The organism is Halomonas sp. 72, assembly GCF_052379785.1.
Taxonomy (GTDB): Bacteria; Pseudomonadota; Gammaproteobacteria; order Pseudomonadales; family Halomonadaceae; genus Vreelandella; species Vreelandella citrativorans.
Map to the genome: position 1 here is coordinate 89,162 of NZ_JBQSYY010000008.1, position 23,238 is coordinate 112,399.

At 54.4% G+C, this 23,238-nt stretch carries 16 protein-coding genes; 11 read left to right on the forward strand and 5 right to left on the reverse strand.

The features are described from left to right. The first annotated feature begins 340 nt into the window (after window positions 1–340). The 6 genes from aceE to ACT3T6_RS09900 all read left to right on the forward strand — a co-directional run bounded on the left by aceE (window position 341) and on the right by ACT3T6_RS09900 (window position 8,753). Complete coding sequence (aceE, locus tag ACT3T6_RS09875) at window positions 341–3,013, forward strand: pyruvate dehydrogenase (acetyl-transferring), homodimeric type (RefSeq protein WP_172117411.1); 2,673 nt, start codon at window positions 341–343, stop codon at window positions 3,011–3,013. Between the two features lie 59 nt (window positions 3,014–3,072). Beyond that, window positions 3,073–5,103, forward strand: coding sequence for a pyruvate dehydrogenase complex dihydrolipoyllysine-residue acetyltransferase (aceF, locus tag ACT3T6_RS09880; RefSeq protein WP_193053278.1), 2,031 nt, complete (start codon window positions 3,073–3,075; stop codon window positions 5,101–5,103). Between the two features lie 310 nt (window positions 5,104–5,413). Then, on the forward strand, window positions 5,414–6,067 hold the full coding sequence (gene adk / locus ACT3T6_RS09885; RefSeq protein WP_172117413.1) for an adenylate kinase: 654 nt from the start codon (window positions 5,414–5,416) through the stop codon (window positions 6,065–6,067). Between the two features lie 105 nt (window positions 6,068–6,172). After that, window positions 6,173–6,871, forward strand: coding sequence for a tRNA (adenosine(37)-N6)-threonylcarbamoyltransferase complex dimerization subunit type 1 TsaB (gene tsaB, locus ACT3T6_RS09890; protein WP_172117414.1), 699 nt, complete (start codon window positions 6,173–6,175; stop codon window positions 6,869–6,871). Then, complete coding sequence (locus ACT3T6_RS09895; protein ID WP_172117415.1) at window positions 6,868–7,575, forward strand: class I SAM-dependent methyltransferase; 708 nt, start codon at window positions 6,868–6,870, stop codon at window positions 7,573–7,575. The genes tsaB and ACT3T6_RS09895 overlap by 4 nt, the downstream gene beginning before the upstream one ends. 50 nt (window positions 7,576–7,625) lie before the next feature. Further along, entirely contained in the window at window positions 7,626–8,753 is a 1,128-nt protein-coding gene (locus tag ACT3T6_RS09900; protein WP_172117416.1) for a phospholipase D-like domain-containing protein, read from the forward strand. 26 nt (window positions 8,754–8,779) lie between these two features. Here the strand turns inward: ACT3T6_RS09900 and ACT3T6_RS09905 are convergent, their stop codons facing one another. Further along, the gene (locus ACT3T6_RS09905; RefSeq protein WP_172117417.1) at window positions 8,780–9,448 is read right to left on the reverse strand and encodes a YecA/YgfB family protein; all 669 of its coding nucleotides are present in this window, start codon (window positions 9,446–9,448) and stop codon (window positions 8,780–8,782) included. 69 nt (window positions 9,449–9,517) lie between these two features. On the opposite strand from ACT3T6_RS09905, the gene ACT3T6_RS09910 reads away from it, so the two are divergent. The 3 genes from ACT3T6_RS09910 to ACT3T6_RS09920 all read left to right on the forward strand — a co-directional run bounded on the left by ACT3T6_RS09910 (window position 9,518) and on the right by ACT3T6_RS09920 (window position 13,154). Then, window positions 9,518–10,099 (forward strand): SprT family zinc-dependent metalloprotease, encoded by a 582-nt coding sequence (locus ACT3T6_RS09910; protein WP_193053277.1) that lies wholly within the window; start codon window positions 9,518–9,520, stop codon window positions 10,097–10,099. A gap of 170 nt (window positions 10,100–10,269) precedes the next feature. Next, window positions 10,270–12,219 carry an acetate--CoA ligase gene (gene acs, locus ACT3T6_RS09915; protein WP_193053276.1) on the forward strand — a complete coding sequence of 650 codons (1,950 nt, stop codon included), beginning with the start codon at window positions 10,270–10,272 and terminating at the stop codon, window positions 12,217–12,219. Between the two features lie 272 nt (window positions 12,220–12,491). Beyond that, on the forward strand, window positions 12,492–13,154 hold the full coding sequence (locus ACT3T6_RS09920; protein ID WP_016916171.1) for a LuxR C-terminal-related transcriptional regulator: 663 nt from the start codon (window positions 12,492–12,494) through the stop codon (window positions 13,152–13,154). A gap of 73 nt (window positions 13,155–13,227) precedes the next feature. Here the strand turns inward: ACT3T6_RS09920 and ACT3T6_RS09925 are convergent, their stop codons facing one another. From ACT3T6_RS09925 to ACT3T6_RS09940, 4 genes are all read right to left on the reverse strand, one after another. Next, entirely contained in the window at window positions 13,228–17,172 is a 3,945-nt protein-coding gene (locus ACT3T6_RS09925) for a hybrid sensor histidine kinase/response regulator (RefSeq protein ID WP_172117420.1), read from the reverse strand. 90 nt (window positions 17,173–17,262) lie between these two features. Beyond that, a complete protein-coding gene (locus ACT3T6_RS09930; RefSeq protein ID WP_172117421.1) occupies window positions 17,263–17,784 on the reverse strand; it encodes a hypothetical protein in 522 nt (173 codons plus the stop codon). A gap of 102 nt (window positions 17,785–17,886) precedes the next feature. Continuing rightward, entirely contained in the window at window positions 17,887–19,683 is a 1,797-nt protein-coding gene (locus ACT3T6_RS09935; protein WP_193053275.1) for a sodium:solute symporter family protein, read from the reverse strand. A gap of 6 nt (window positions 19,684–19,689) precedes the next feature. Next, window positions 19,690–19,950, reverse strand: a complete 261-nt coding sequence (locus ACT3T6_RS09940; protein ID WP_087105999.1) for a DUF4212 domain-containing protein — start codon at window positions 19,948–19,950, stop codon at window positions 19,690–19,692. 720 nt (window positions 19,951–20,670) lie between these two features. On the opposite strand from ACT3T6_RS09940, the gene ACT3T6_RS09945 reads away from it, so the two are divergent. Further along, window positions 20,671–22,485 carry a putative nucleotidyltransferase substrate binding domain-containing protein gene (locus ACT3T6_RS09945; RefSeq protein ID WP_172117424.1) on the forward strand — a complete coding sequence of 605 codons (1,815 nt, stop codon included), beginning with the start codon at window positions 20,671–20,673 and terminating at the stop codon, window positions 22,483–22,485. Window positions 22,486–22,493: 8 nt separating this feature from the next. Continuing rightward, entirely contained in the window at window positions 22,494–23,144 is a 651-nt protein-coding gene (locus ACT3T6_RS09950) for a DNA polymerase III subunit epsilon (RefSeq protein ID WP_193053274.1), read from the forward strand. The last annotated feature ends 94 nt before the right edge of the window (window positions 23,145–23,238 follow it).

Genomic DNA, 23,238 nt, shown 5'->3' on the forward strand with positions numbered 1-23,238 from the left:
AGTTTAGCTACACTGCCTACGCATAAAGAGTAATAGGAAGCACTGTCGAAGCGTCTATGTTGCAGTGCAATAGTTTGTTTTCGATACGCTTTTCCACTACTCCGGAATTGGCAGCGTGGCGACTTTGCGGTATCTTCCTATATACAAAAGGCTAACTTTTACGACATTTATGTAGCTTTACTACATTCAGTGGTCTGTAGCTCGTTGAATATAGAGCTAAAAAAACATTAGCGTTACCGCGCAAATGCTTTTCTGCGGTGGCCATCAATCACCGCAGCTGCCCCAAACCCGTACGGGTTGGCGGGGCTCATGTCATTTATCGTCATTCGGAGAGACCTCTATGAGTCTGGAGACAAGAGAAGATCTCGATCCGGTCGAAACCACGGAGTGGCTGGAATCCCTGGAATCGGTGCTGGATCGTGAGGGCGAAGATCGCGCCCGTTACCTGATGACCCGCCTGGCGGATCGATTGCGCCGGGACGGGATGAAGGTGCCCTTCTCGGTGACAACCCCGCACCGCAACACGATTCCGCTGCATCGTGAAGCGCGGATGCCTGGTGATCTGTTCATGGAGCGGCGCATTCGCTCCTTGATTCGCTACAACGCGATCGCCCAGGTCATTCGTAATAACCGGGCCAACCCCGGGCTTGGCGGCCACATTGCCAGCTTTATGTCATCGGCAACCCTTTATGATGTGGGCTTTAACCACTTCTTCCGTGCGCCTAAAGATGACTTCGCTGGCGACCTGATCTACATCCAGGGTCACGTAGCGCCGGGCATTTACGCACGCTCCTTCCTGGAAGGTCGTCTGTCTGAAGATCAGATGGATAGATTCCGTCAGGAAGTAGATGGCGATGGCTTGTCATCGTATCCGCACCCTTGGCTGATGCCGGATTACTGGCAGTTCCCGACCGTCTCCATGGGCCTTGGCCCAATCCAGGCGATCTACCAGGCCCACGTGATGAAGTACCTGCATCATCGTGAAATGAAAGACATGTACGATCGTAAGATCTGGTGTTTCATGGGCGATGGCGAGTGTGATGAGCCGGAATCCCTGGGTGCCATCTCACTGGCAGGTCGTGAGAACCTGGATAACCTGATCTTCGTTATCAACTGTAACTTGCAGCGTCTGGACGGCCCTGTACGCGGTAACTCCCGCGTTATGGACGAGTTTGAAGGCGTTTTCCGCGGTGCCGGTTGGAACGTAATTAAAGTCGTTTGGGGTCGTCACTGGGATCCGTTGTTTGAGAAGGATAGTAAAGGCGTCCTTCAAAAACGTATGGATGAAGCGGTCGACGGTGAGTACCAGAACTACAAGGCTAACGGCGGCTCTTACACCCGTGAGCACTTCTTTGGTAAGTATCCTGAAACCGAAGAAATGGTTAAAGATCTTTCCGATGATGATATCTGGAAGCTCAATCGCGGTGGCCACGACCCGTTCAAGGTCTATGCGGCCTATCATGAAGCCGTTAACTCCACTAACGGTAAGCCGACGGTTATCCTGGCGCATACGGTAAAAGGTTACGGTATGGGTAGCGGCGATGGCGAAGCAGCCAACGAAGCGCACCAGGTGAAAAGCATGGAGTACGAAGCACTGCGGACCTTCCGCGACCGCTTCGGTATTCCGCTTTCCGATGAGCAGCTCAAGGAAGTGCCTTACTACAAGCCGGAAGATGATTCGCCCGAGCTTAAGTATATGCACTTGCAACGCGAGCGTTTAAACGGCTACCTGCCCAGCCGCAAAAGTGATTTTGAAGCGTTGGAAATCCCCACGCTTGAAGACAAAACCTTCGCCACGCAAATGGCCGGTTCAAAAGGTCGTGAAGTATCGACCACCATGTCCTTTGTGCGCGTGCTCAATGGCTTGGTTAAAGACAAGAAGCTTGGCAAGCTGGTCGTTCCGATTATCCCTGATGAAGCGCGTACCTTCGGTATGGAAGGTATGTTCCGTCAGCTCGGCATTTATACCGCCGAAGGCCAGAAGTATGAGCCGATGGATAAAGGCCAAATCATGTACTACCGCGAGGACCAGAAAGGTCAGGTTCTCGAAGAAGGTATTACGGAAGCCGGCGCGATGTCCGCGTGGATGGCGGCTGCCACGTCTTACAGCAATAACCACCTGACGCTGTTGCCGTTCTACATCTACTACTCGATGTTTGGCTTCCAGCGCATTGGTGACTTGGCCTGGGCCGCAGGTGACCTGCAGGCACGTGGCTTTATGGTCGGTGGTACCGCCGGGCGTACGACGCTTAATGGCGAAGGTTTGCAGCACCAGGATGGCCACAGCTTAATCCAGGCGTCGACCATTCCTAACTGCCGTAGCTACGACCCCACGTACGGTCACGAAGTCGCTGTCATCGTTCAGGATGGTTTGAAGCGCATGTTCACTGATAAAGAGAACTGCTTCTACTACCTGACCGTGATGAACGAGAACTACGAGCATCCGGAGCTTGAAAACGTACCGGTCGACGATATCGTCAAAGGCATGTACCTGCTGCGTGAGACGAAGGGCGACAAGGGCCGCGTTCAGCTGATGGGGTCTGGCACCATTCTGCGTGAAGTGGAAGCCGCCGCTGAGCTGCTCGAACAAGACTGGGGTGTTGGCGCTGATATCTGGAGCGTGACCAGCTTTAACGAACTGCGTCGTGAAGCGCTGCTGCTTGAGCGTGAATCCTTCCTGAATCCGGACGCTGAGGCCAACAAGCCGCACGTCACGAAATGTCTGGAAGGCCGTGACGGTCCGGTCATTGCTTCGACGGACTACATGAAGCTCTATGCGGATCAGGTCCGTGCATGGGTACCAGGCGACTATACTGTTCTGGGTACCGATGGCTATGGTCGTTCAGACACGCGTAAGAAGCTGCGTTACTTCTTCGAGGTGGATCGCTACTTCGTTGTTGTAGCGGCCCTGCGAGCACTGGCTGAGCGTGGCGAGATTGAACGTAAGCAGGTTGGCGAAGCCATGAACAAATATGGCATCGACGCTAACAAGCCGAACCCGCTGACCAGCTAAACCGCTGCCCGGCGGGTTAAGTACCCGCCGGCTCGATCCGATTTGAAAGGAGCGCGACCTTGAGTAGCGAAATCATCAAAGTGCCCGACATCGGCGGTAGCGAAGGTGTCGAAATCATCGAGATCGCGGTGTCGGAAGGCGACGTCATTGCAGCGGAAGACACCCTGATCACGCTGGAGTCTGATAAAGCCAGCATGGATATACCGGCCCCGAAGGGCGGTAAAGTCGTTAAAGTGCTGGTTAAAGAAGGCGATACCGTTTCCGAAGGCGACGATATCGTTGAGCTGGAAGCGGAAGGCGGCGGCGATGCCGAGGAAGAGGGCGACAAGCAAGCGTCCGAACCCGAGCAGAAAGAAGCCCCTGCGGCCGAAGAGAAGTCCAAGTCCGAGCAGAAAAGCGCCAGGAAATCCGGTGGCGGTAAGCAAACCGTGGATATCAAGGTGCCGGACCTAGGCGGCTCTGACAACGTTGAGATCATCGAAGTCGCGGTGAGTGAAGGCGATAGTATCGATGCTGAAGATACGCTGATCACCCTGGAGTCTGATAAAGCCTCCATGGATGTGCCGAGCCCGCATACCGGCAAAATTGTCGCGTTTACCGTTAAAGAAGGCGACACGGTTTCTGAAGGCGATGTTATCGGCCAGATGGAAGTCGAAGGTGAAGGTGGCGACGAGGCCGATGATGAAGCGCCTGCTGAGGAAGAGGCGAGCGCCTCCAGCAGCGAACCTGAAGATACCCGCAGCGACGACAGCGAAGACGACGCGGCCAGCGGCGAGCCAGAGCGCAAGGAGATCCGCGTTCCGGATATTTCCGGCTCTACCGACGTACCGATTATTGAGATCGGTGTGGCAGTAGGCGATGAGATCAGCGAAGAAGATCCGTTGATTACGCTGGAATCTGATAAAGCCTCCATGGACGTTCCCAGCCCCTATAAAGGCAAGCTCCTTGAGCTGACCGTTAAAGAGGGTGATACCGTTTCTGAAGGCGATATCATTGGTTATATGGAAGTAGCGGGCGCGAAGAAAGCCGCTTCCAAGCCAGCGCCGAAGAAGGAGACTGCTCAGAAAACCGCTGAGAAGAGCACTGCCAAGCAGAGCGCATCAACCGTAGGCGGTACGCCCAGCCCTGAAGCGCAAATGGCCGCGCACAAGCCGCGTGATGGCAAGTTGGTACACGCAGGCCCAGCCGTGCGTATGCTGGCCCGCGAGTTTGGCGTCGACATTGGCCTGGTTAAGCCCAGCGGCCCCAAAGAGCGCGTGCTCAAAGAGGACGTTCAGGCCTATGTGAAGCAGGTCATTGCGAACCAGGGCAAGGCGCAAGCATCGGGCGGAGCAGCTGCCGCCACGGGTGGCGCCGGTATTCCGCCGATTCCGGAAGTCGACTTCAGCCAGTTCGGTGAAGTAGAAGAGAAGCCGATGGGCCGCCTGTTGAAAATGGGCGCGACCAATCTGCATCGTAGCTGGCTCAACGTGCCCCACGTGACCCAGTTTGACGAAGCGGATATCACCGAGCTTGAGAACTTCCGTAAGTCGATGAAAGCCGAAGCCGAAGCGCAGGGGGCCAAGTTAACCCCGCTGCCCTTCCTGGTGAAAGCGTGTGCTTTTGCGCTGCGTAAGTTCCCGCAGTTTAATGTCAGCTTAAAAGGCGACGGCGAAACGCTGGTATGGAAGAACTACGTTCATATCGGTATTGCTGTTGATACCCCTGATGGCTTGATGGTGCCGGTACTGCGTGATGCCGATAAGAAGTCCTTGATCGAGATTGCCAAGGACATGGCAGAGCTGGGTAAAAAGGCACAAACCAAGAAGCTCAAGCGGGAAGAGATGACCGGTGGCTGTTTCACTATTTCGAGCCTGGGTTCGATTGGTGGCACGGCGTTTACGCCGATCGTGAATGCGCCTGAGGTGGCTATTTTGGGTGTTTCCAAAGCCCAAATGAAGCCGGTTTGGGATGGCGGTGCCTTCCAACCGCGCTTGATGATGCCGCTGTCGCTTTCCTATGATCACCGGGCGATTAACGGGGCGGATGCTGCGCGTTTCACGGCATTCCTGGCGGATGTGTTGACCGATATTCGCCGCTTGTTGCTGTAATCAGGTTGTCGGCATGATGTGGATTGTCGTGGCGCCGTTTGATGCGGTATCACGGCAATCCACGCAGCAGTATATGAGAAAGTAGCTGCAAATTAGGTTTAGTCAACGGCGCCCAGTGATGGGCGCCGTTTGCGTTTAGCGCTTCAAACGAGGCGGTCGGTGCGCCTGGCGTGCATCACTTGGCTGTTTTATTTAAAAAAATCTTACAAAAATACCCTTCTCAGGCTTTTGGGGAGTTGTGCCGCATGAGTGGCCCGGTTATTGTCGGTTAATTCATTTTATTGCGTTTTACTTTCAAGGAGCAGTGGCCATGCGTTTAATCCTGTTGGGTGCCCCCGGCGCGGGGAAAGGGACTCAAGCTCAATATATTTGCGAGCAGTTCAAGATTCCTCAGATTTCCACCGGGGATATGCTACGCGCGGCAATCAAAGACGGCACCGAGCTGGGGCTAAAAGTTAAAGAGATAATGAACAGTGGTGGCCTGGTGTCTGATCAGATCATTATTGACTTGGTGAAAGAGCGTATCAGCCAGCCAGATTGCGAGAATGGGTTCCTGTTTGACGGGTTCCCGCGGACCATCCCTCAGGCCGATGCCATGAAAGAGGGTGGCGTGAAGATTGACCACGTGCTTGAGATCGCTGTCCCGGATGAAGAAATTGTCAACCGCTTGGCGGGTCGCCGCGTTCACCCGGCGTCCGGGCGTGTTTACCACGTCGATCATAATCCGCCTAAAGAGCCTGGCAAAGACGATGTAACGGGCGAGCAGCTTATTCAGCGTGAAGATGACCAGGAATCAACCGTGCGTAACCGCTTGTCGGTTTATCACGATCAAACGGCACCGCTGGTGGATTACTACCAGCAGTGGGCAAACAAGGACGCTGAAGCAGCGCCCCAGTACCACCGTGTTGAAGGCGTAGGCAGCGTTGCCGATATTACGCGCCAGGTAAAAGAAGCCCTTGGCTGATTAAACGATGCTCGCTAAGCCGATGGCCCGCCAAGCGCGGGCCATCGTCGTATGGGCGCACTAAAGGTATAATGTTCGACTACTTATCACGAGTGCGGAATTGCTATGTCGTTACACCTTCTTGCGCTAGATGCCTCATCCAGCGCCTGCTCGGTAGCACTGCTACGTCAGAACGGCGCTGACCGCGAATGTCTAGCGCGCTACGAGATGACGCCGCGTGCGCATACTCGGCGGTTAATGCCGATGGTGGACGAGCTGTTAGCGCAAGCGCAGATTACACCGGCGGCGCTCGACGCCATTGCCTTTGGACAAGGGCCGGGCTCATTTACCGGGCTGAGAATCGCTACCGGAACGGCACAAGGCTTGGCCTTTGGTTTGGACCGGCCATTACTCGGCGTCTCAACGCTCAAGGCGTTGGCTCTCCAGGCCCACCGGCGCTTTCACTTTCGCTATATCGTCACTGCTCTGGATGCGCGTATGGGCGAGATCTACGCGGCCACATGGCACTGTTTGAACGATAGCGTGAGTCTGGAACAAGCTGAAGCCGTGTTGGCCCCGGAAGCGTTTTCGCTACCTGAAGCTGAAACTGACTGGGTCGGCGTAGGCTCAGGTTTTACGCTTTGGGAGCGCTTTGCAGCCACGGTGCAAGTGAGCATGAGCCAGCACCTGGTTGATATGGAACCTCGTGCTGAAGAGATGGCCTGGTTGGGTGCCGATGATTTAGCGGCAGGGTTAGGTCAGCCGGCGCATCTGGCTCAGCCGGTGTATTTGCGCAATAACGTTGCCTGGAAAAAGCCGGCATGAGCCTGCCTGAAAAGGCCGTACTCCCAGAAGGACTGGCGCTTACGTATTGCGAGGGACGTTTAGTGCTGGCAGGGGATGAAAAACGCTATGGTAAACCGCTAAGCGTTGATTTCGTGACGGGTAAAGCAGCCCATCGGCGTCAGTTTGGCGGTGGGCGAGGCCAACTGGTTGCCAAGGCGTGCGGGCTTGCTAAAGGCGTGACGCCAAGCGTTGTCGATGCGACGGCAGGGCTTGGGCGGGATGCCTTTGTACTGGCTGCACTGGGCGCTCATGTGCTGCTGGTTGAGCGTGTCAGCGCGATTGCCGCGCTGTTGGAAGACGGCCTGCTGAGAGCCGCTAAAGCGCATGATATCGCTGATATCATCGCTCGCATGACCTTACGCCATGGCGACGCGGCTCAGTCGCTTGAAGCGTTGGTTGCCAAGGCCGCGTTTGATCCACAGGTCGTGCACCTGGACCCGATGTTTCCGCATCGGGAAAAGTCGGCGCTGGTCAAAAAAGAGATGCGCCTGTTTCGCGAATTGGCGGGCGATGACGATGATGCGCCGCGTTTGTTGGAAGCCGCTCTGGAGGTAGCGACACACCGGGTGGTGGTAAAACGTCCCCGTAAAGCCCCTCCGATTGCAGGCCCCGCGCCTCAGCATGTGTTGGAGGGAAAGACCAGCCGCTATGATCTCTATGTTAAGCAGTCGCTTCATCGTTGAGTCGATACCCATTACGCATTAACGAGGTATTTCATCAGGAGCAGAGCGCTATGAAGTATCAGCCCCTGACATGGCATGCGGGCAATCGATTTACCCTGCTGCCAGAGGCGTCTCGCTTTCTACCCGCCATGCTTGAAGCCATCAACCACGCCAATCACTATGTGTTGGTTGAGCTTTACTTGATGGAGTCGGGAGCGCTTGCTGACCAGGTGATACAAGCACTAACAACGGCAGCCCAGCGGGGTGTAAGGGTGTATCTGCTGTTGGATGGCTTTGGTTCCAAGGGGCTTGCTAGCAGCGACCGCGAGCGGCTTCTTGACGCGGGCGTGGCGCTGCGCTTTTTCAATCCGGTGGGGCTCCACTCACTGGCCCGGAACCTTAGTCGTGACCACCGCAAAATTATAGTGGTCGATGGACAAATAGCCTTTACCGGTGGGTTTGGCGCCGTCGATGAATTTTTAGAGGCATGGTACGACATTGCCGTGCGTATTGAAGGCCCGGTCATCGCCGACTGGGAGATGCTTTTTCGCACCCTTTGGCGTTCGCGCTTAACACGCGCAGAGGATAAGCGTCCTCCGGCGCCTCTTCCTCAACAGCGCCAGGCAGAGGCGTTTGAAGGCGGGGCAATCGGCCGAGCCATACAGGGCCGAGGCTACCGGTATCAGGCGATTCGTCACTCGCTTTACCGCCGGGTGCAGGGCGTTCAAGGGCGCCTTTGGCTCTGTACGCCCTATTTCGTGCCTACGTTTACACTGCGCCGTCGCTTGGCGCGGGCTGCAAAGCGGGGCGTGGATGTACGCCTTTTGCTGCCCGGCGCGAAGCATGACCACCCCAGCGTGCGTTACGCAGGACAACGTTTTTATCAGTCGATGCTTAAAGCGGGCGTACGCATTTACGAATTCCAGCCGACGTTTATTCATGCCAAATTTGTACTCGCGGATGACTGGGTGAGTATTGGCTCGTGTAACTTCGATCACTGGAATCTGCACTGGAACCTGGAGGCCAATCAGGAAGTGATGGACGAGCGGCTTGCTCAGGATGTGTGCGCTATGTTTGAGCGTAATTTTTCGGCCAGCAAGGAAGTGCTGGCCGAGGAGTGGGCCGCGCGCTCCTGGAAGCAGCGCGCCTTTGAATGGATATTTGGTACGCTGGATTCAGTGATTACCCGGCTTAAGTAACGATACCGGGTTGAATGAACACTGACTTAGCGACGCTTGCGGTTCTTGGCAGGCGTTTTTTTGCGCGGCTTGGGTTTGGGCGTTTCCGGTGGAACGCGGTAATGCAAATACAAATCAAGCACGAGCTCTGGCAATTGCGCGACCAGGCTTTCCTGGTGTGCCGTGTCGCTTGCCATCTCGGCCATGTCGGGCTCATCATCAAATAGCCCGGAAAGCAGCATAAAGGGCAAAAGCAGTGTTGCCGCGGCTTCTTCATCCTCCTGGAACCACGCGCTTTCATCGCTGAAGACGCCTTCCATAAAGCCCGCGCACCAGTCGCCAATCGGTGTTTCTTCCGCAGGCAGCCCATCCAGGGTTAAATCAAAAGGCAGTTCAGGAAGCCCGCCTTGCTCCAGCACGGCCATTGCATTGTTGCGCAGCAGGGTTAGCAGATTAACAATTTCATTGCGCTCGTTATCATCGGCATAGCGCGGTTCGCCTTGAAACAGCTCAACGAGCCACTGGGCCGGTGATACTTCGCTGGGGGCTACCGCGAGTGCCACGAGAAAGCCGTGGGCGGAGATCACGTCCAGCGCGTCTTCATCGACCTGGTCTGAGTCGAGGAAATCATCCAGCCTGTCGAGCTGCTCATCGGTCAGCAGTGGCTGCGGAGGGACAGTCTCTGGCGCGTTTGCATCGTCGGGGCGCTCTGCCATAGCAAGCCTCATGAGTTGGGTCGTTTAAAAAATGATACTAATGGGTAACCATCATTTAGGCATTCATTAATGACAAGTTTATCACTAATAGGCGCATCGCTAACGGGTACATTGCCGCTGCCGCCTTGGCCGGAAGATGAATTGGCGGCGCTGTCACCCGAGGCGCTACAAAAAGCGGCATTAAGCCGGGTCGAGCAAGCGTGGCAGCGCTGCCTGGAAGTGTATCCGCAGTTGCCGCGGCCCCGGGTATGGTTTGACTTAAAGGGCGCTTCAGCGGGGCAAGCCCATTGGGCGCGCGGTGGCCTGCGGTTTAATTTTATTTTGCTTAGTGACAATCGTACTGCGTTTTTTAGCGATGTGATTCCGCATGAGATGGCGCATTGGCTGGTGTTTCATCTACGTGATGGGCGACGCTTAAAACCACACGGGCAAGAGTGGAAAACCGTGATGCGGGACTTGTTTGGGCTAGCCCCTCACGTTACCCACCGCTTCGACGTTCATAAGGCTCAGCCTGCACCTTACCGCTATCAGTGCGCCTGCCGTGAACACCTGTTGACGGCCAGGCGTCATGCGCTAGTTAACAAGGGGCGCCGCTATCGTTGTCGTCATTGCCAGGAGACGTTGGTCTATATCGCTTACGATAATCGTTGAAAGTCATCCAGGTTGCTGTTTTTTAAATAAAAAATGTTAATACCAATGTCTAAGAGGAAGCCGCCTAAGGGAGGTTTATGCTAGGGGAACATTCAGTGGTGTCGGGGCAACAAAGAATAATACCGACTACATTCCTATTGAGAGTGCGTTTCTACGGACATGAGGCAACTATGAGCGAACATCAAAACGTCTATCCGGTGCGCGATGCTATCGCCGCCAACGCCTGGGCCGATAAAGAAAAGTTCACGGCCATGTACCAGCAGTCCAAGGATGATCCCGAAGGTTTCTGGGCAGAGCAGGCCAAGCGTCTTGATTGGATTAAAGTGCCAACCATCATCAAGAACACCTCATTTAAACGGGATAATGTGGATATTCGGTGGTTTGAGGACGGCGTACTCAACGTGAGTGCCAACTGCCTTGACCGGCACCTTGAACAGCGCGGTGATCAAACGGCGATTATCTGGGAAGGCGATAATCCTGATGAATCCAAGCACATTACCTATCGTGAACTGCATGAGCGCACCTGCCAATTGGCCAATGCCCTGAAGTCGCTGGGTGTTGAGAAAGGCGATACGGTGACGATGTACATGCCCATGATCCCAGAAGCGGCCATGGCAATGCTTGCCTGCGCACGGATTGGTGCGGTCCACTCGGTCGTCTTTGGTGGCTTTTCGCCCGATGCGGTAGCCCAGCGGATTATTGGTGCTGATTCCAAACTGATTATTACCGCCGACGAGTCAGTGCGTGGTGGCAAACACGTGCCGCTCAAGGAGAACGTCGATTCAGCACTCACCCGCGAAGGCACCGACGTCTGCAAGAACGTACTGGTCGTAAAACGTACCGGCGGTGACATCGACTGGAAAGAAGGCCGCGATCTCTGGTTTGATGAATTGGTTGATCGACAGCAAGCGGTGTGCGACGCCGAGCCGGTGGGCGCCGAAGATCCGTTGTTTATCCTGTATACGTCCGGCTCAACAGGTGCACCTAAAGGCCTTAAGCACACGACGGGTGGCTACCTTACCTACGCCGCCATGACTCACCAGTATGTGTTTGATTACCAGGAGGGCGAGGTCTATTGGTGCAGCGCTGATGTGGGCTGGGTGACCGGACACAGCTATATCGTCTACGGGCCGCTTGCCAACGGTGCGACCACGTTGATGTTTGAAGGCGTGCCCAGCTATCCGACTCACGGGCGCTTGGGTGAAATTGTTGATAAGCATAAGGTCAACATTCTGTACACCGCGCCCACTGCCGTGCGTGCCCTGATGGCCCATGGTGACAACGTGATGAGCACCAGCTCACGCGACAGCCTGCGCCTGCTGGGTTCGGTAGGCGAGCCGATTAACCCGGAAGCCTGGGAGTGGTTCTATCGGGTGATTGGCAACGAAAACTGCCCCATTGTGGATACCTGGTGGCAAACGGAAACCGGCGGCATCATGATTTCTCCGCTGCCCGGCGCAATGGATCTAAAACCTGGCTCTGCCACGTTGCCCTTCTTTGGCGTACAACCAGCCCTGGTGGATAACGAAGGCCACCAGCTTGAAGGCGCCGCCGAAGGCAATCTGGTGATCCTTGATTCCTGGCCGGGGCAGGCGCGCTCTATCTGGGGCGATCACGAACGCTTTGTGCAGACCTACTTCTCCACCTACGATGGCATGTACTTCACCGGCGACGGCTGCCGTCGTGATGAAGATGGCTATTACTGGATTACCGGACGTGTGGATGACGTGCTTAATGTGTCGGGCCATCGCATGGGCACCGCAGAAATAGAGTCCTCGCTGGTTGCGCACTCGGCGGTGGCTGAAGCGGCGGTGGTAGGTTTCCCCCACGATATCAAGGGGCAGGGCATCTATATCTATGTAACACTGAACGATAGTATTGAGCCATCTGATGAGCTTAAGAAAGAGCTGACCCAGTGGGTACGTAAAGATATTGGGCCTATTGCCTCCCCCGATGTGATCCAATGGGCGCCGGGGCTGCCTAAAACGCGCTCGGGCAAGATTATGCGGCGTATCTTGCGCAAGATTGCGGCCAACGAATGTGATGGCCTGGGGGACACAAGCACGCTGGCTGATCCCTCAGTGGTTGACGAATTGATTGAGCATCGAGCCAATCAATAGTAGCTTACTACTCAGTGGCTTAAGCGTGATGAGTGCTACGTAAGTTGATGAGTGTCAGCCAAAAAGAGCGCAAATAGCAGCATGCTGCGCTTATGCGTTGTAGTGCCGACCAGAGGGTCGGCACTGTTGCGTTTAAAAGGGTGACATAATGATGACAAAATATGCAGGTATGCTTGGGCATGAAGAAACCTTGGGGTACCATGCGTTGACCGTTTGAGCCTAGCGTCGTAGCGGCACGTATTTCCGCTGCACGAGGAACCGGAGGAATATCCATGGCAGTAGCCCATAAGTTTATCGTTGCAGACGACCATCCGCTGTTTCGTGCAGCGCTCACTCAGGCCTTGCGCCAATTAGCCCCGCAGGCTGAGATTGTCGAAGCCGACACCATGGAAGCCACAACGGAAGTGGTTAATCGCCATCCTGATGCCGACCTGATCTTGCTGGACTTGCACATGCCAGGTGCGCATGGCTTTTCAGGGCTCATTCAGTTGCGTGGCCAAATGCCGGATATTCCGGTGGCGGTGGTGTCGGGCAGTGATGAACCTTACGTCGTGCGGCGGGCAATTGACTACGGTGCTTCGGGCTTTATTCCTAAATCATCGTCGTTGCAGCTGATTGCTGAAGCGGTAGGCGAAATTCTTCAGGGTGAAGTCTGGCTGCCAGAGGCGTTGGCTAACGTGTTGGAAGAGACCAGTGAAGAGGAGTCGCGCTTTGCTGAAGCGATTGCTTCGTTAACGCCCCAGCAGTTTCGTGTGTTGAATATGCTAACCGAGGGGCTGCTCAATAAGCAGATTGCCTACGAGCTCAACGTTTCTGAAGCAACGATTAAAGCTCATGTGACGGCGATTTTACGCAAGCTGGGCGTTCATTCGCGCACACAAGCGGTCATTGCGGCGCAAAAACTGGAAGTCGAGCCGCCTAAAGTCGAGTCATAAACGCTCTCGTGGCGTGATTAAAAAAAACCGCTTACGCACAACGTAAGCGGTTTGTTTCTGCGGTACATATAGGCTAGGTATTGGCCCGGCTGGCCTGTAACGTGCGGGTCAATAGCGCGCGAAGGGCGGCAGGTTTTACCGGTTTCAGCAGCAGTTGATAGCCGTCGCGTTTGACCTTGTCCGCAACGGCTTCGGTACGGTCAGCGGTAATCACAATGCCGGGCACCGCGCCCGATAAACGCTCGCTCAGTGCGTCCAGAGCCATCAAGCCGGTCACTTCATTGTCCAGGTGGTAGTCAGCGAGGATCGCATCCGGGTCGCCATCCATGTTGCGCAGGATGGATTTAGCGCCCCCAATGCTGGTGGCGGTAAAGACTTCACACCCCCAGCCGCTGAGCATGGCGGTCATGCCTTCCAAAATCAGGGTTTCATTGTCGATACACACAACGCGCGCACCGGCTAGCTTATTGCCGCTGCGCCGGTTGGTAGGCTCTTGCTGCTCGGCAGCGGTGATTGCCCTGGCCGCTACTACAGGCACGCTGACGGAGAACACGGTACCAGTACCTTCCCAGGAGCGAACCTTAATCGGGTGGTCAAGCACTCGGCTCATGCGGTCAGCAATCGAGAGCCCAAGCCCCAGGCCTTTTTCACTCTCCTTGTGACGCGATACCTGATCCAGACGGCGGAACTCCTGAAAGATTTCCGTGAGCTTGGACTCGGGGATGCCGGGGCCGCTGTCCCAGACTTCTATTAAAAGCCGCTGCCCTTGGCGACGACAGCCCAGCAGCACATGCCCATCCTGCGTATAACGCACCGCGTTGGAAAGGAAGTTTTGCACGATCCGGCGCAGCATCTGCGGGTCCGAATCAACCCATAGCTGGGTTGGCACAACGTTGAGATCCAGGCCGCGGTTATCGGCCATGACTTCAAATTCAGCGCGCAGCGGGCGGAATATATCGGCGAGTGCAAAGTGGCTGCGGCGCGGTGTCAGCGCGCCGGCGTCCAGTTTGGAGATATCCAGCAACGTGCTCAACAGCTCTTCAGCGGCCTGTAGCGAGTTATCAATATGCCCGATGGTACGCTGCGTATCCGGAGTGGTTACGTTTTGCATAAGCGCTGACGTAAACAGCCGAGCAGCATTCAGCGGCTGCAATAAATCGTGGCTTGCTGCTGCTAAAAAGCGTGTTTTAGAGGCGTTGGCATCTTCCGCCAGTTGCTTGGCCTGGCGCAGGGCCTGCTCGGCCTCGGCGCGAACACGGTTCTCCTGACGCAGGGCGGCGTTGGCTTCAGAAAGTGCTTGGGTACGCTCGCGAACGCGCTCTTCTAGTGTTTCATTGGTCTCTTCAAGCGCTATTTCAGCTTGTCGACGCTCAGTAATGTCTTGATAAAGCGAGAAAAAGCCCAGAATCGACTGGCTGTCGCCAAAGTGAGGGGTATAGGTGACCAGCATATGGCGCATGACATCGTTGACGTGCATGGAGACTTCAAAACTTACCCGTTCTCCATTCAGTGCTCGGGCGACCCAAGGGCCACGCTCTTCTGACTGCTTAAGTGACAGCACATCCTCAAAGCGCCGGCCAATCACCGCATTACGATCAATGTTAAATGCTTGCTCATAGGCGCGGTTGGTAAACAGGTAGCGGCACTCTTTATCAAAGTAGGCAATGAGCGCAGGGACATTATCGGTGTAAATACGGATATTGTTTTCGGAACGAATCAGTGCCTCTTCAATCCGCTTTTGCTGGGTAATATCCTGGTACGTGTAAACAAATCCACCGCCGGGCATCGGGTTACCCTGAACTTCCAGCACGCTGCCATCCTGACGATAGCGTACGTAGCGATGAGGGTGACCTTCGCGAATATTATCCAGCAGTAGCTGGACATGCTCTTCGGGGTCGCCCGGGCCATATTCGCTGTTATGAGCGTTATAGCGGAAGATGCGATCAATTGGCGCGCCGACGCGAATTAAATGGTCGGGAAAGCGGAACAGCTCAAGATAGCGTTGGTTCCAGACGACCAGGCACAGATTTTGGTCAACAACGCTAATCCCCTGGTTAATGTTTTCGATAGTGGCCTGCAGCAGTGCCCGGTTGAACTCCAGTACCTGTGACGCTTCATCCACAATAGAGATAACATCGGAAATGCCGATTCCGCGTCCTTGTAGCGCTGAGTTAACGACAATGCGTGCCGAGGATGCGCCGAGTACCGAGGCAAGAAACCGCTCGGTAAATTGAATAACATCAATGGAGGCGCGTGTGCTGTAGTCCAGTGGCTTGCCCAGGCGGCGCGCGTAATCCTCAAATGCCCGTTCCACCTGGCTTGCGCCCAAAAAGCGCTCACATAATACTTTTAGGTCGCCCACCGTCGTGGCACCTGTCCACGGGCGGTTCACCGAGGTCTGGCGCGTTTCAACACTATCGACAAATAGCGAGGCCTGGATACGCTCAACCACTCGCTGCGAGGTCACCTGGGAGATGAAGATATAGCAAAACAGGTTAACGCCCAGCGATAGCATGACGCCATGGGTAAAGCTATCCCCCAGGTTCAGGCCAAAAAGGGCAGTGGGAGAGAGCCAGGCAATCCCCATCGGGCCGTCAGAGAGCCATGCCAGGGGCAGCACGCCGGCATTCGTCATGGCGGGCAACAAGAGGCTGTAAACCCAGATGGCAAAGCCTGCGTTCATTCCCACGATAACGCCCAACCGGTTACCGCGTTTCCAGTAAAGCCCGCCAATGACCGCAGGGGCAAACTGCGCGGCGGCCGCAAAGGAGAGCATGCCGATAGAAGCAAGCGAAGTGAGCTCGACGATGAGTCGGTAAAAGCCGTAGGACATCGCCAACACGACAGCAATGGTGATGCGACGGGCTCGCAGGACCAGGCGTCCGTAGTCGCGGGCTTTGGTATCAAACCAGCGCAACCGGAACAGGGCCGGGATAACAATTTCATTGGAAATCATGATGGAAACGGCGACTGCTGCAACAATCACCATGCCGGTGGCGGCTGAAAACCCGCCAATGAAGGTCAGCAGCGTTAACCACTCATGGCCCGAGGCCATGGAAAGCGCCAACACATAGGTATCAGGCTCGACGCCGCTCTCTGAAAAGAGCAGTAACCCGGCTGCGGCCAAAGGCACAACGAAAAAAGCGATAGCCAACAGATAAAGCGGAAACAGCCAGCGGGCTTTGGTGGCGTCATCCGGGTGAATATTTTCAACCACGGCGACATGAAATTGACGTGGCAGGCAGAGAATCGCCAGCATCGCGAGCAGCGTTTGTGCCCAAAAGCTTTGGCCGAAGTCCTGGTTGGCGAGCTGACGCTGAAGGCCAAGCTGGCTCTCTGCGTGCCCCATTAGCTCGCTCAAGCCATCGAACATGCCCCAGGTAACAAAGGCGCCTAGCACAATAAATGCGACAAGTTTGACGATGGATTCAAACGCGACGGCATGAATCAAGCCTTCATGGTGCTCGGTCGCATCGGTATGACGGGTACCAAACAAAATGGCAAACACTGCCATAATAACGGCTATATAAAAGGCGGTGTCGCCAAAGAGCGGGCTTCCCACGCTATCGCTGGCATCGGTTAGCACGCTAAACGTGGACGAGACAGCCTTTAGCTGTAGCGCGATATAGGGAAGCGTTCCGATCAGCGCGACCAGGCTTGCAAACGCGGCAAGCGACTGCGTCTTTCCGTAGCGCGAGGCGATAAAGTCCGCGATAGAAGTGACGTTTTGGTGTTTGGCAACGCGGATCATTTTGGCGAGAACCGGCCAAAACAGTAAAAATGTCAGGATAGGACCAACAAAAATACTCGCAAAGGACCAGCCTGCCGTGGCTGCCTGGCCTACCGCGCCGTAAAATGTCCAGGAGGTGCAGTAAATGGCCAGCGCCAAGCTATATATGAAGGGGCGTCGGCGGCTGGAGCCGTGGGTGCGGGCACGGCGGTCGCCGTGCCAGGCAATACCGAAGAGAATCGCGATATAAAGAAAGGATACCGCGACCAGCAGCCCACCGTGAAACATGCCTATTTCCCCCACCAACGTTTATCTCGCCCAGCGAGCGGCGCGTGTAAAGAGCCCCATTCTAGGCGAAGAGCAACGCTTGCGTCTCTCCTATGCGTCGGCATTCCCGCATACGGTGGCTAACAGCGTGGATGTTTCGCGCAAGAGGCGAAGTTCGCTCAACTGCGCCTCGCCAGCCTCGTTGCTTAGCGGCACCAGTTCACGGCTTTCGCAGTTCAGCAAGTAGGGTTGAGTAGACACAAAATCAGTATGACGGCGAATGAACTGGTAAAGAATAAACTCTACCACCTGGTCGCCTTCAATATCGCGGGTAATAATGTTGTCGCTATCCACCACGCTAAACTGGGTCGTGATGGGGAAAACAAACGTCCATGGGCGCCATACTTCTGTTCCGGTGGCACTACTGACGATGACGGATGATTCAGGTAACTGGTGTTGTTTGTGCTCAAACCACGAGTACTCCACGTGAATCTGATAACCGAGCATACCCAGCCCCGCAAACACCGGCACTATCCATTTAGGAAGCCGGTTGCGAGATAGATTGCGCAGAATCAAACCAATCCCCGCAGCGGCCAGTGCAGCAAAAATAGCGGCAATCAAGTGCCATATCATAAAGCGATTTCCTGAAAGAGAACGGGCTTCCCAAAGGAAGCCCGGTTCGACATGGATTCCGTGAAATGCGCTCTGGCGAGCGCATTCAGGAACGATTATGGCTTAGTGATCAACTGCGGCACCAGCACCTTTTGGATAGCGTACGCTTTGCACTAGCTCTTGGATCTCTTTAGGCGGCGGCGCCGTCATGCTAGAGACAAGGAAGGCAACGGCAAAGTTGATCATGGCACCCACCGCACCGAAGGAGAGCGGGGAGATACCGAACAGCCAGTTATCCTGCGTATTGGGCAGCATGTTGGTGCCCGGGATAAAGAACCAGCCGAGGTAGGTAAAGATATACAGCAGGGTACACGCCAGGCCTGACAGCATACCGGCCACGGCTCCGGTGCTGTTCATGCGAGTTGAGAAAATACCCATCATCAGTACCGGGAACAGCGAGGCGCCGGCAATACCGAAGGCCAGGGCGACGGTCTGTGCCGCAAACCCTGGCGGGTTCAAGCCAAGATAGGTGGCCAGCAAGATAGCCCCGCCCATTGAGATACGTGCTGCTAACATCTCCTTCTTCTCGCTGATATTCGGGTTGATCGTGTTCTTGATTAAGTCATGACTGATCGCCGACGAGATAGCGAGAAGCAGACCCGCCGCTGTCGAGAGGGCGGCCGCAATACCGCCCGCCGCGATCAAGCCAATTACCCAGCCGGGTAGGTTGGCGATTTCAGGGTTAGCCAGAACCAAAATGTCATTGTTGACCGTCAGCTCATTGCCTTCCCAGCCGCGACTATCAGCGATAACGTCAAACTCAGTGTTGGCATCGTTATAGAACTGGATGCGGCCATCATCGTTAAAGTCAAAGAACGTGATCAGGCCAGTCTCTTCCCAGGTGCGGAACCACTCAGGACGATCTTCGTAGAGGATTGGCTCGGCACTGGCCTCCTCATAATTTTCAACCTGGCCGGTTAGCTCCGGATAAATGGTGGTCATCAGGTTCAGACGTGCCATGGAGGCTACGGCTGGCGCTGTTAGGTACAACAGAGCGATGAAGACCAGCGCCCAGCCCGCAGACCAGCGTGCGTCAGCCACCTTGGGAACCGTGAAGAAGCGAATGATAACGTGGGGAAGGCCAGCGGTACCGATCATTAGCGAGAGCGTGAACAGCACCATATTCAGCTTGTTGTCGACGTCGGCGGTGTAATCTTGAAATCCAAGTGCCATGACGACATCATCAAGCTTTTGCAGCAGTGGCAGGCCAGATTCCGTGTGGGAGCTGAACATACCGAACATGGGGATGGGGTTGCCCGTCAACTGCATGGAAATGAACACAGCCGGGATGGTGTAGGCCACAATTAGTACGATGTACTGGGCGACCTGAGTATAAGTGATGCCCTTCATACCGCCGAAGACGGCGTACAGGAAAACAATCCCCGCAGCGATCCAGATGCCCCAAGTGCTAGGTACTTCCAGAAAGCGTGAAAAGGCAACGCCAGCCCCGGTCATTTGCCCGATAACATACGTAACCGATGCGATAATCAGGCAGATAACCGCGACTACCCGAGCGGTACGGCTATAGAAGCGCTCACCGATAAAGTCTGGAACGGTAAACTTGCCGAATTTACGCAGGTAGGGAGCGAGCAGCATAGCCAGAATAACGAAGCCGCCGGTCCAGCCCATTAGGTAGGTTGAGTTGGCGTAACCGCCAGAGGCGATCAGGCCCGCCATGGAAATAAACGAGGCCGCTGACATCCAGTCGGCCGCTGTGGCCATACCGTTAGTGATCGGGTGAACACCACCGCCAGCCACATAGAACTCTTTTGTGGAGCCCGCGCGCGCCCATATCGCGATACCGATATAGAGCGCAAAGGAGGCGCCTACAAAAAGCAGGTTGATTGCAAATTGGCTCATTCTGACTTACTCCTCAAGGCCAAATTTCTTATCGAGCTGATTCATTCTCCAGGCGTAGAAGAAGATCAGAGCAATAAAGGTAAGGATCGAGCCCTGCTGAGCAAACCAGAAGCCCAGGTCTGTTCCCCCTATTTGAATGCTTGCTAGAAGCGGTCTAAACAAAATCGCACATCCGTAAGACACGAATGCCCACACAATAAGGCATCCAGTAATTAAACGAACGTTGGCTTTCCAGTATTCCGCAGCATTGGATTTGTCATCTGCCATTGTGTTGCTCTCCACTTGTGTTTTTAGGTTTGGAAAGTTCACCAGGAATAGCGTTTAGCATGTCAGGGTAATTGCACGCTAAAACTACCTACCGCTTGGTCTTGTCTCTTGGTTGGTTATTGGTTGTTGCCGTTGATACAAGCATTTTATGAGATTTTGGTAAGTTTTGGTTAGCACTGTGCAATTACCCTGAATGATGCATTGTCAATACTGAACAATAATCGCTAAAAAATAATCCCAGACTTTGGTATCACTATCTATTATAGACTAAATAAAGAGTTTCAAATGGCTGAATATTAGCGTTTTTATGTGCATTTTTTCAGCAGACTACTCGTTAGTTGAACGATGGTCTAGGGTTTGGTTAAAAGATAATATTTGCTACTTTAAAATAGCGTTCAATGCTAACGGTTAGTTGCTGGGTAGGTGCTACTTTAGTCGTTTAAACCAACGTCGAGGCGACGTTGGAATAATAGATAAAGGTATATAGAGTAGTATGTGTTTCTTAGTGGCAGGTTTCTGTACAGGCTTATTTGGGTTAATCGGTTTACTTTATTGAGAAGGACTTATGCTAGGCAGTCGTCTGACGCTACCGTTACTAATAAAAAGTAGTAGGCTGGCTCTTAAGCACCGTAAACCAGAAAGAAGTACTTCACCCGTTGATTGACGTACTTCCAATTTTACGGACGTCGCTTTTTTCTTTTGTAGTGTAAGGACATGCCCATGGTTGATGTTGATTTGTCCCAACTGCCATTTACCTTGCTTGATGACACGGGGCGCGAGCATGTTCGTCGAGGCATGGACCTTGCCTATTTTGACCGCGATGACATTATCCTGGAAATGGGCGAGCAGGGTGCTTACGTTTTTCTTATTCATAAGGGAGACGTCGCTGAGATAGACCCTTCCTTGCCTGCGGCAAGTGCTCACATTGGGCACTACACGGCAGGGGACTTGTTTGGCGCCATTAGCATCTTGAACGGAAAAAGCCGCTACCGTTTTCAGGCTGAGCAGGAGTGCCTTTGCTACACCATGCCCAGCCTTCTGTTTAGCCAGCTGTGTCGCCAGTACCCTCCTTTTGAGCAGTTCTTTAGGCAGTCACTTGCTCACAAGGCGCGCTTGTTGACAGAAAAGCGCGCCGACGGTGGCGTCACCATGGCAGGCTTTATGCTGGCCCGCATTAGTGAATGTATGCGAGCGCCCCTGCTGATGGATGCTTCTACCACTATTGCCGGGGCGGTTGAAAAGCTTAACGAAAGCCATGCTGACAGCCTGCTGGTGGAAACCCAAGGCAAGCTTGGCATGGTGACGAAAACCGATTTGCTCAATGGTCTGGTCGTGAGCGGCTTCACGTCAGCCACTCTGGTGGGTCAGGTGGCGCACTTCTCCCTTGTTACGGTAACGCCTGAGCAGTACCTGTTTGAAGCCCTGGTGTTAATGACTCGGCACAAGGTTACCCGCGTTGTGGTGATGGAGCAGGCCGCGTTAAAAGGCGTGGTCGAGCTGACGGATGTGCTGAGTTATTTTTCCAGTCGAAGTTACGTTGTTAGTCTGCAGGTGGAGCAGGCTGATGACTTGGAAACGTTGGCAGTTGCTAGTCATCGTACCCCTGAACTCGTCACGGCTCTTATGGCACAAGGCGTTAAGCTTAATTTTGCCATGGACCTGCTGGCGGCCTTGAATGGCCGGATTATGAGCAAGGCCTGGGATTTTGTTATCAATGAGGAGCATCATCAGCATAGCTGCCTGATGGTGATGGGGAGTGAAGGGCGCGGCGAGCAAATTTTGAAAACGGATCAGGATAATGGTCTGATTTTAGACGACGACGCCCAGTGGCCAAGTGTCGCCGATGATATGCAGGCCTTAACCGAGACGCTCATAAAACTGGGTTACCCGCCGTGCCCTGGTAATATTATGGTCTCTAACCCCGAGTGGGTTGCCAGCGTTTCTCAGTGGAAGAAGCGTATTGCTCAATGGGCCAACGTGCGCGATGGCGATAGTTTAATGAAGCTTGCCATTATGCTGGACGCTCATTCAATGGCAGGTAATCCATGTTTACTTGAAAGCGTGCGCGAGGCGCTATTTGCGCGCTGTGCCCATGATGAAATTCTGCTTTCCTACTTTGCGCGTGCGGCTCTACGTTTTTCAACACCGCTGACGCTTTTTGGTTCGCTTAAAAAGCCTCAGCACGGTATCGATATCAAAAAAGGCGGCATTTTTCCGATTGTCCACGGTGTACGTACCATGGCGCTTGAGCGGCGCATCAGCGTAACCTCGACGCTGGGTAGGTTGGAGGCACTGGTTGATGATGGCCGTCTTGAACGGCGCACAGCTGATGATTTAGGAGAGGCACTTTCACTGTTGACCGAGCTGCGTCTTAAACAGCAACTTAGCGGGCAGGATATGGACGATGCGCGCTCCAATCACGTGGTGGTGCAAGAGCTCTCGTCGCTTGAGCGCGATTTATTGCGCGAGTCGCTACATATCGTTAAAGACTTTAAACAGCGCCTCTCCTATCGTTACCATTTAGAGTATTCATGAGCAGCGCTATGCAAGGCAGCAAAAAAGGCATGGCACTGCTGGGGCAAACGCTGCGCAGAACGTTTAAGCGTGAGCGAGATCGGCGCCGCTATGCGAATTCGCCTTACGCCTGGCTTTTCCAGCCCTATATGGGGGAAGAGCTAGTGGCGCTGGCTTGTGAATCACTACCCGGTGAAACGCCGGTATTAAGTGTGGCTGCTGTGGTACTTAATCAACAGCAAGTGCACACAAGCCAGGCGTGGGTGGCAACGTTTGCCGACCCACAAACGGTTGACCAGACGGCGCTGCGCCAGCATCGGCGGCTTTACAATCCCGCCACGGCGGTACCCCTCTGTGCCGAGACACTGCATGCGTTTACCGATTTTATTGGCAACCGGCCGCTGGTCGGGTGGCAACTGGACCAGCAGTTTTGCATGCTTAATAGAGCTTTTAGAACGCACCTCGGGTTTGGGCTGCCTAATGTTCAGGTCGATGTGGCCAAACTGCATCAACGCCAATTGCGCCGTTTACACCCGTTAGTGGAGTCTTCCCAACCGTTTTCCGAGGCGCTGGCCTGCTGGCAAGTGCCTGCTATCTCGACCCAGAGATTGTTAGGTAAGGCCACCGCAAGCGCCTTGCTGTATATGCGCTTACAGCGTGATATGGCGCAATCGGGTTAGCTTCAAGCGTAATGGCGCCTGTGCCGATGGCCGTATTGATAACCATAGTGATGACCGTAGTTATGACCATAGTAACGACGTGATTTTGCCAGTT

Coding starts and splice junctions, on each gene's coding strand:
- adk (WP_172117413.1), top strand. CDS start 5,414: ATGCGTTTAATCCTGTTGGGTGCCCCCGGCGCGGGGAAAGGGACTCAA.
- ACT3T6_RS09935 (WP_193053275.1), bottom strand. CDS start 19,683: ATGAGCCAATTTGCAATCAACCTGCTTTTTGTAGGCGCCTCCTTTGCG.
- ACT3T6_RS09920 (WP_016916171.1), top strand. CDS start 12,492: ATGGCAGTAGCCCATAAGTTTATCGTTGCAGACGACCATCCGCTGTTT.
- ACT3T6_RS09895 (WP_172117415.1), top strand. CDS start 6,868: ATGAGCCTGCCTGAAAAGGCCGTACTCCCAGAAGGACTGGCGCTTACG.
- tsaB (WP_172117414.1), top strand. CDS start 6,173: ATGTCGTTACACCTTCTTGCGCTAGATGCCTCATCCAGCGCCTGCTCG.
- ACT3T6_RS09925 (WP_172117420.1), bottom strand. CDS start 17,172: ATGTTTCACGGTGGGCTGCTGGTCGCGGTATCCTTTCTTTATATCGCG.
- ACT3T6_RS09945 (WP_172117424.1), top strand. CDS start 20,671: ATGGTTGATGTTGATTTGTCCCAACTGCCATTTACCTTGCTTGATGAC.
- ACT3T6_RS09930 (WP_172117421.1), bottom strand. CDS start 17,784: ATGATATGGCACTTGATTGCCGCTATTTTTGCTGCACTGGCCGCTGCG.
- ACT3T6_RS09940 (WP_087105999.1), bottom strand. CDS start 19,950: ATGGCAGATGACAAATCCAATGCTGCGGAATACTGGAAAGCCAACGTT.
- acs (WP_193053276.1), top strand. CDS start 10,270: ATGAGCGAACATCAAAACGTCTATCCGGTGCGCGATGCTATCGCCGCC.
- ACT3T6_RS09900 (WP_172117416.1), top strand. CDS start 7,626: ATGAAGTATCAGCCCCTGACATGGCATGCGGGCAATCGATTTACCCTG.
- ACT3T6_RS09905 (WP_172117417.1), bottom strand. CDS start 9,448: ATGGCAGAGCGCCCCGACGATGCAAACGCGCCAGAGACTGTCCCTCCG.
- ACT3T6_RS09950 (WP_193053274.1), top strand. CDS start 22,494: ATGCAAGGCAGCAAAAAAGGCATGGCACTGCTGGGGCAAACGCTGCGC.
- ACT3T6_RS09910 (WP_193053277.1), top strand. CDS start 9,518: ATGACAAGTTTATCACTAATAGGCGCATCGCTAACGGGTACATTGCCG.
- aceE (WP_172117411.1), top strand. CDS start 341: ATGAGTCTGGAGACAAGAGAAGATCTCGATCCGGTCGAAACCACGGAG.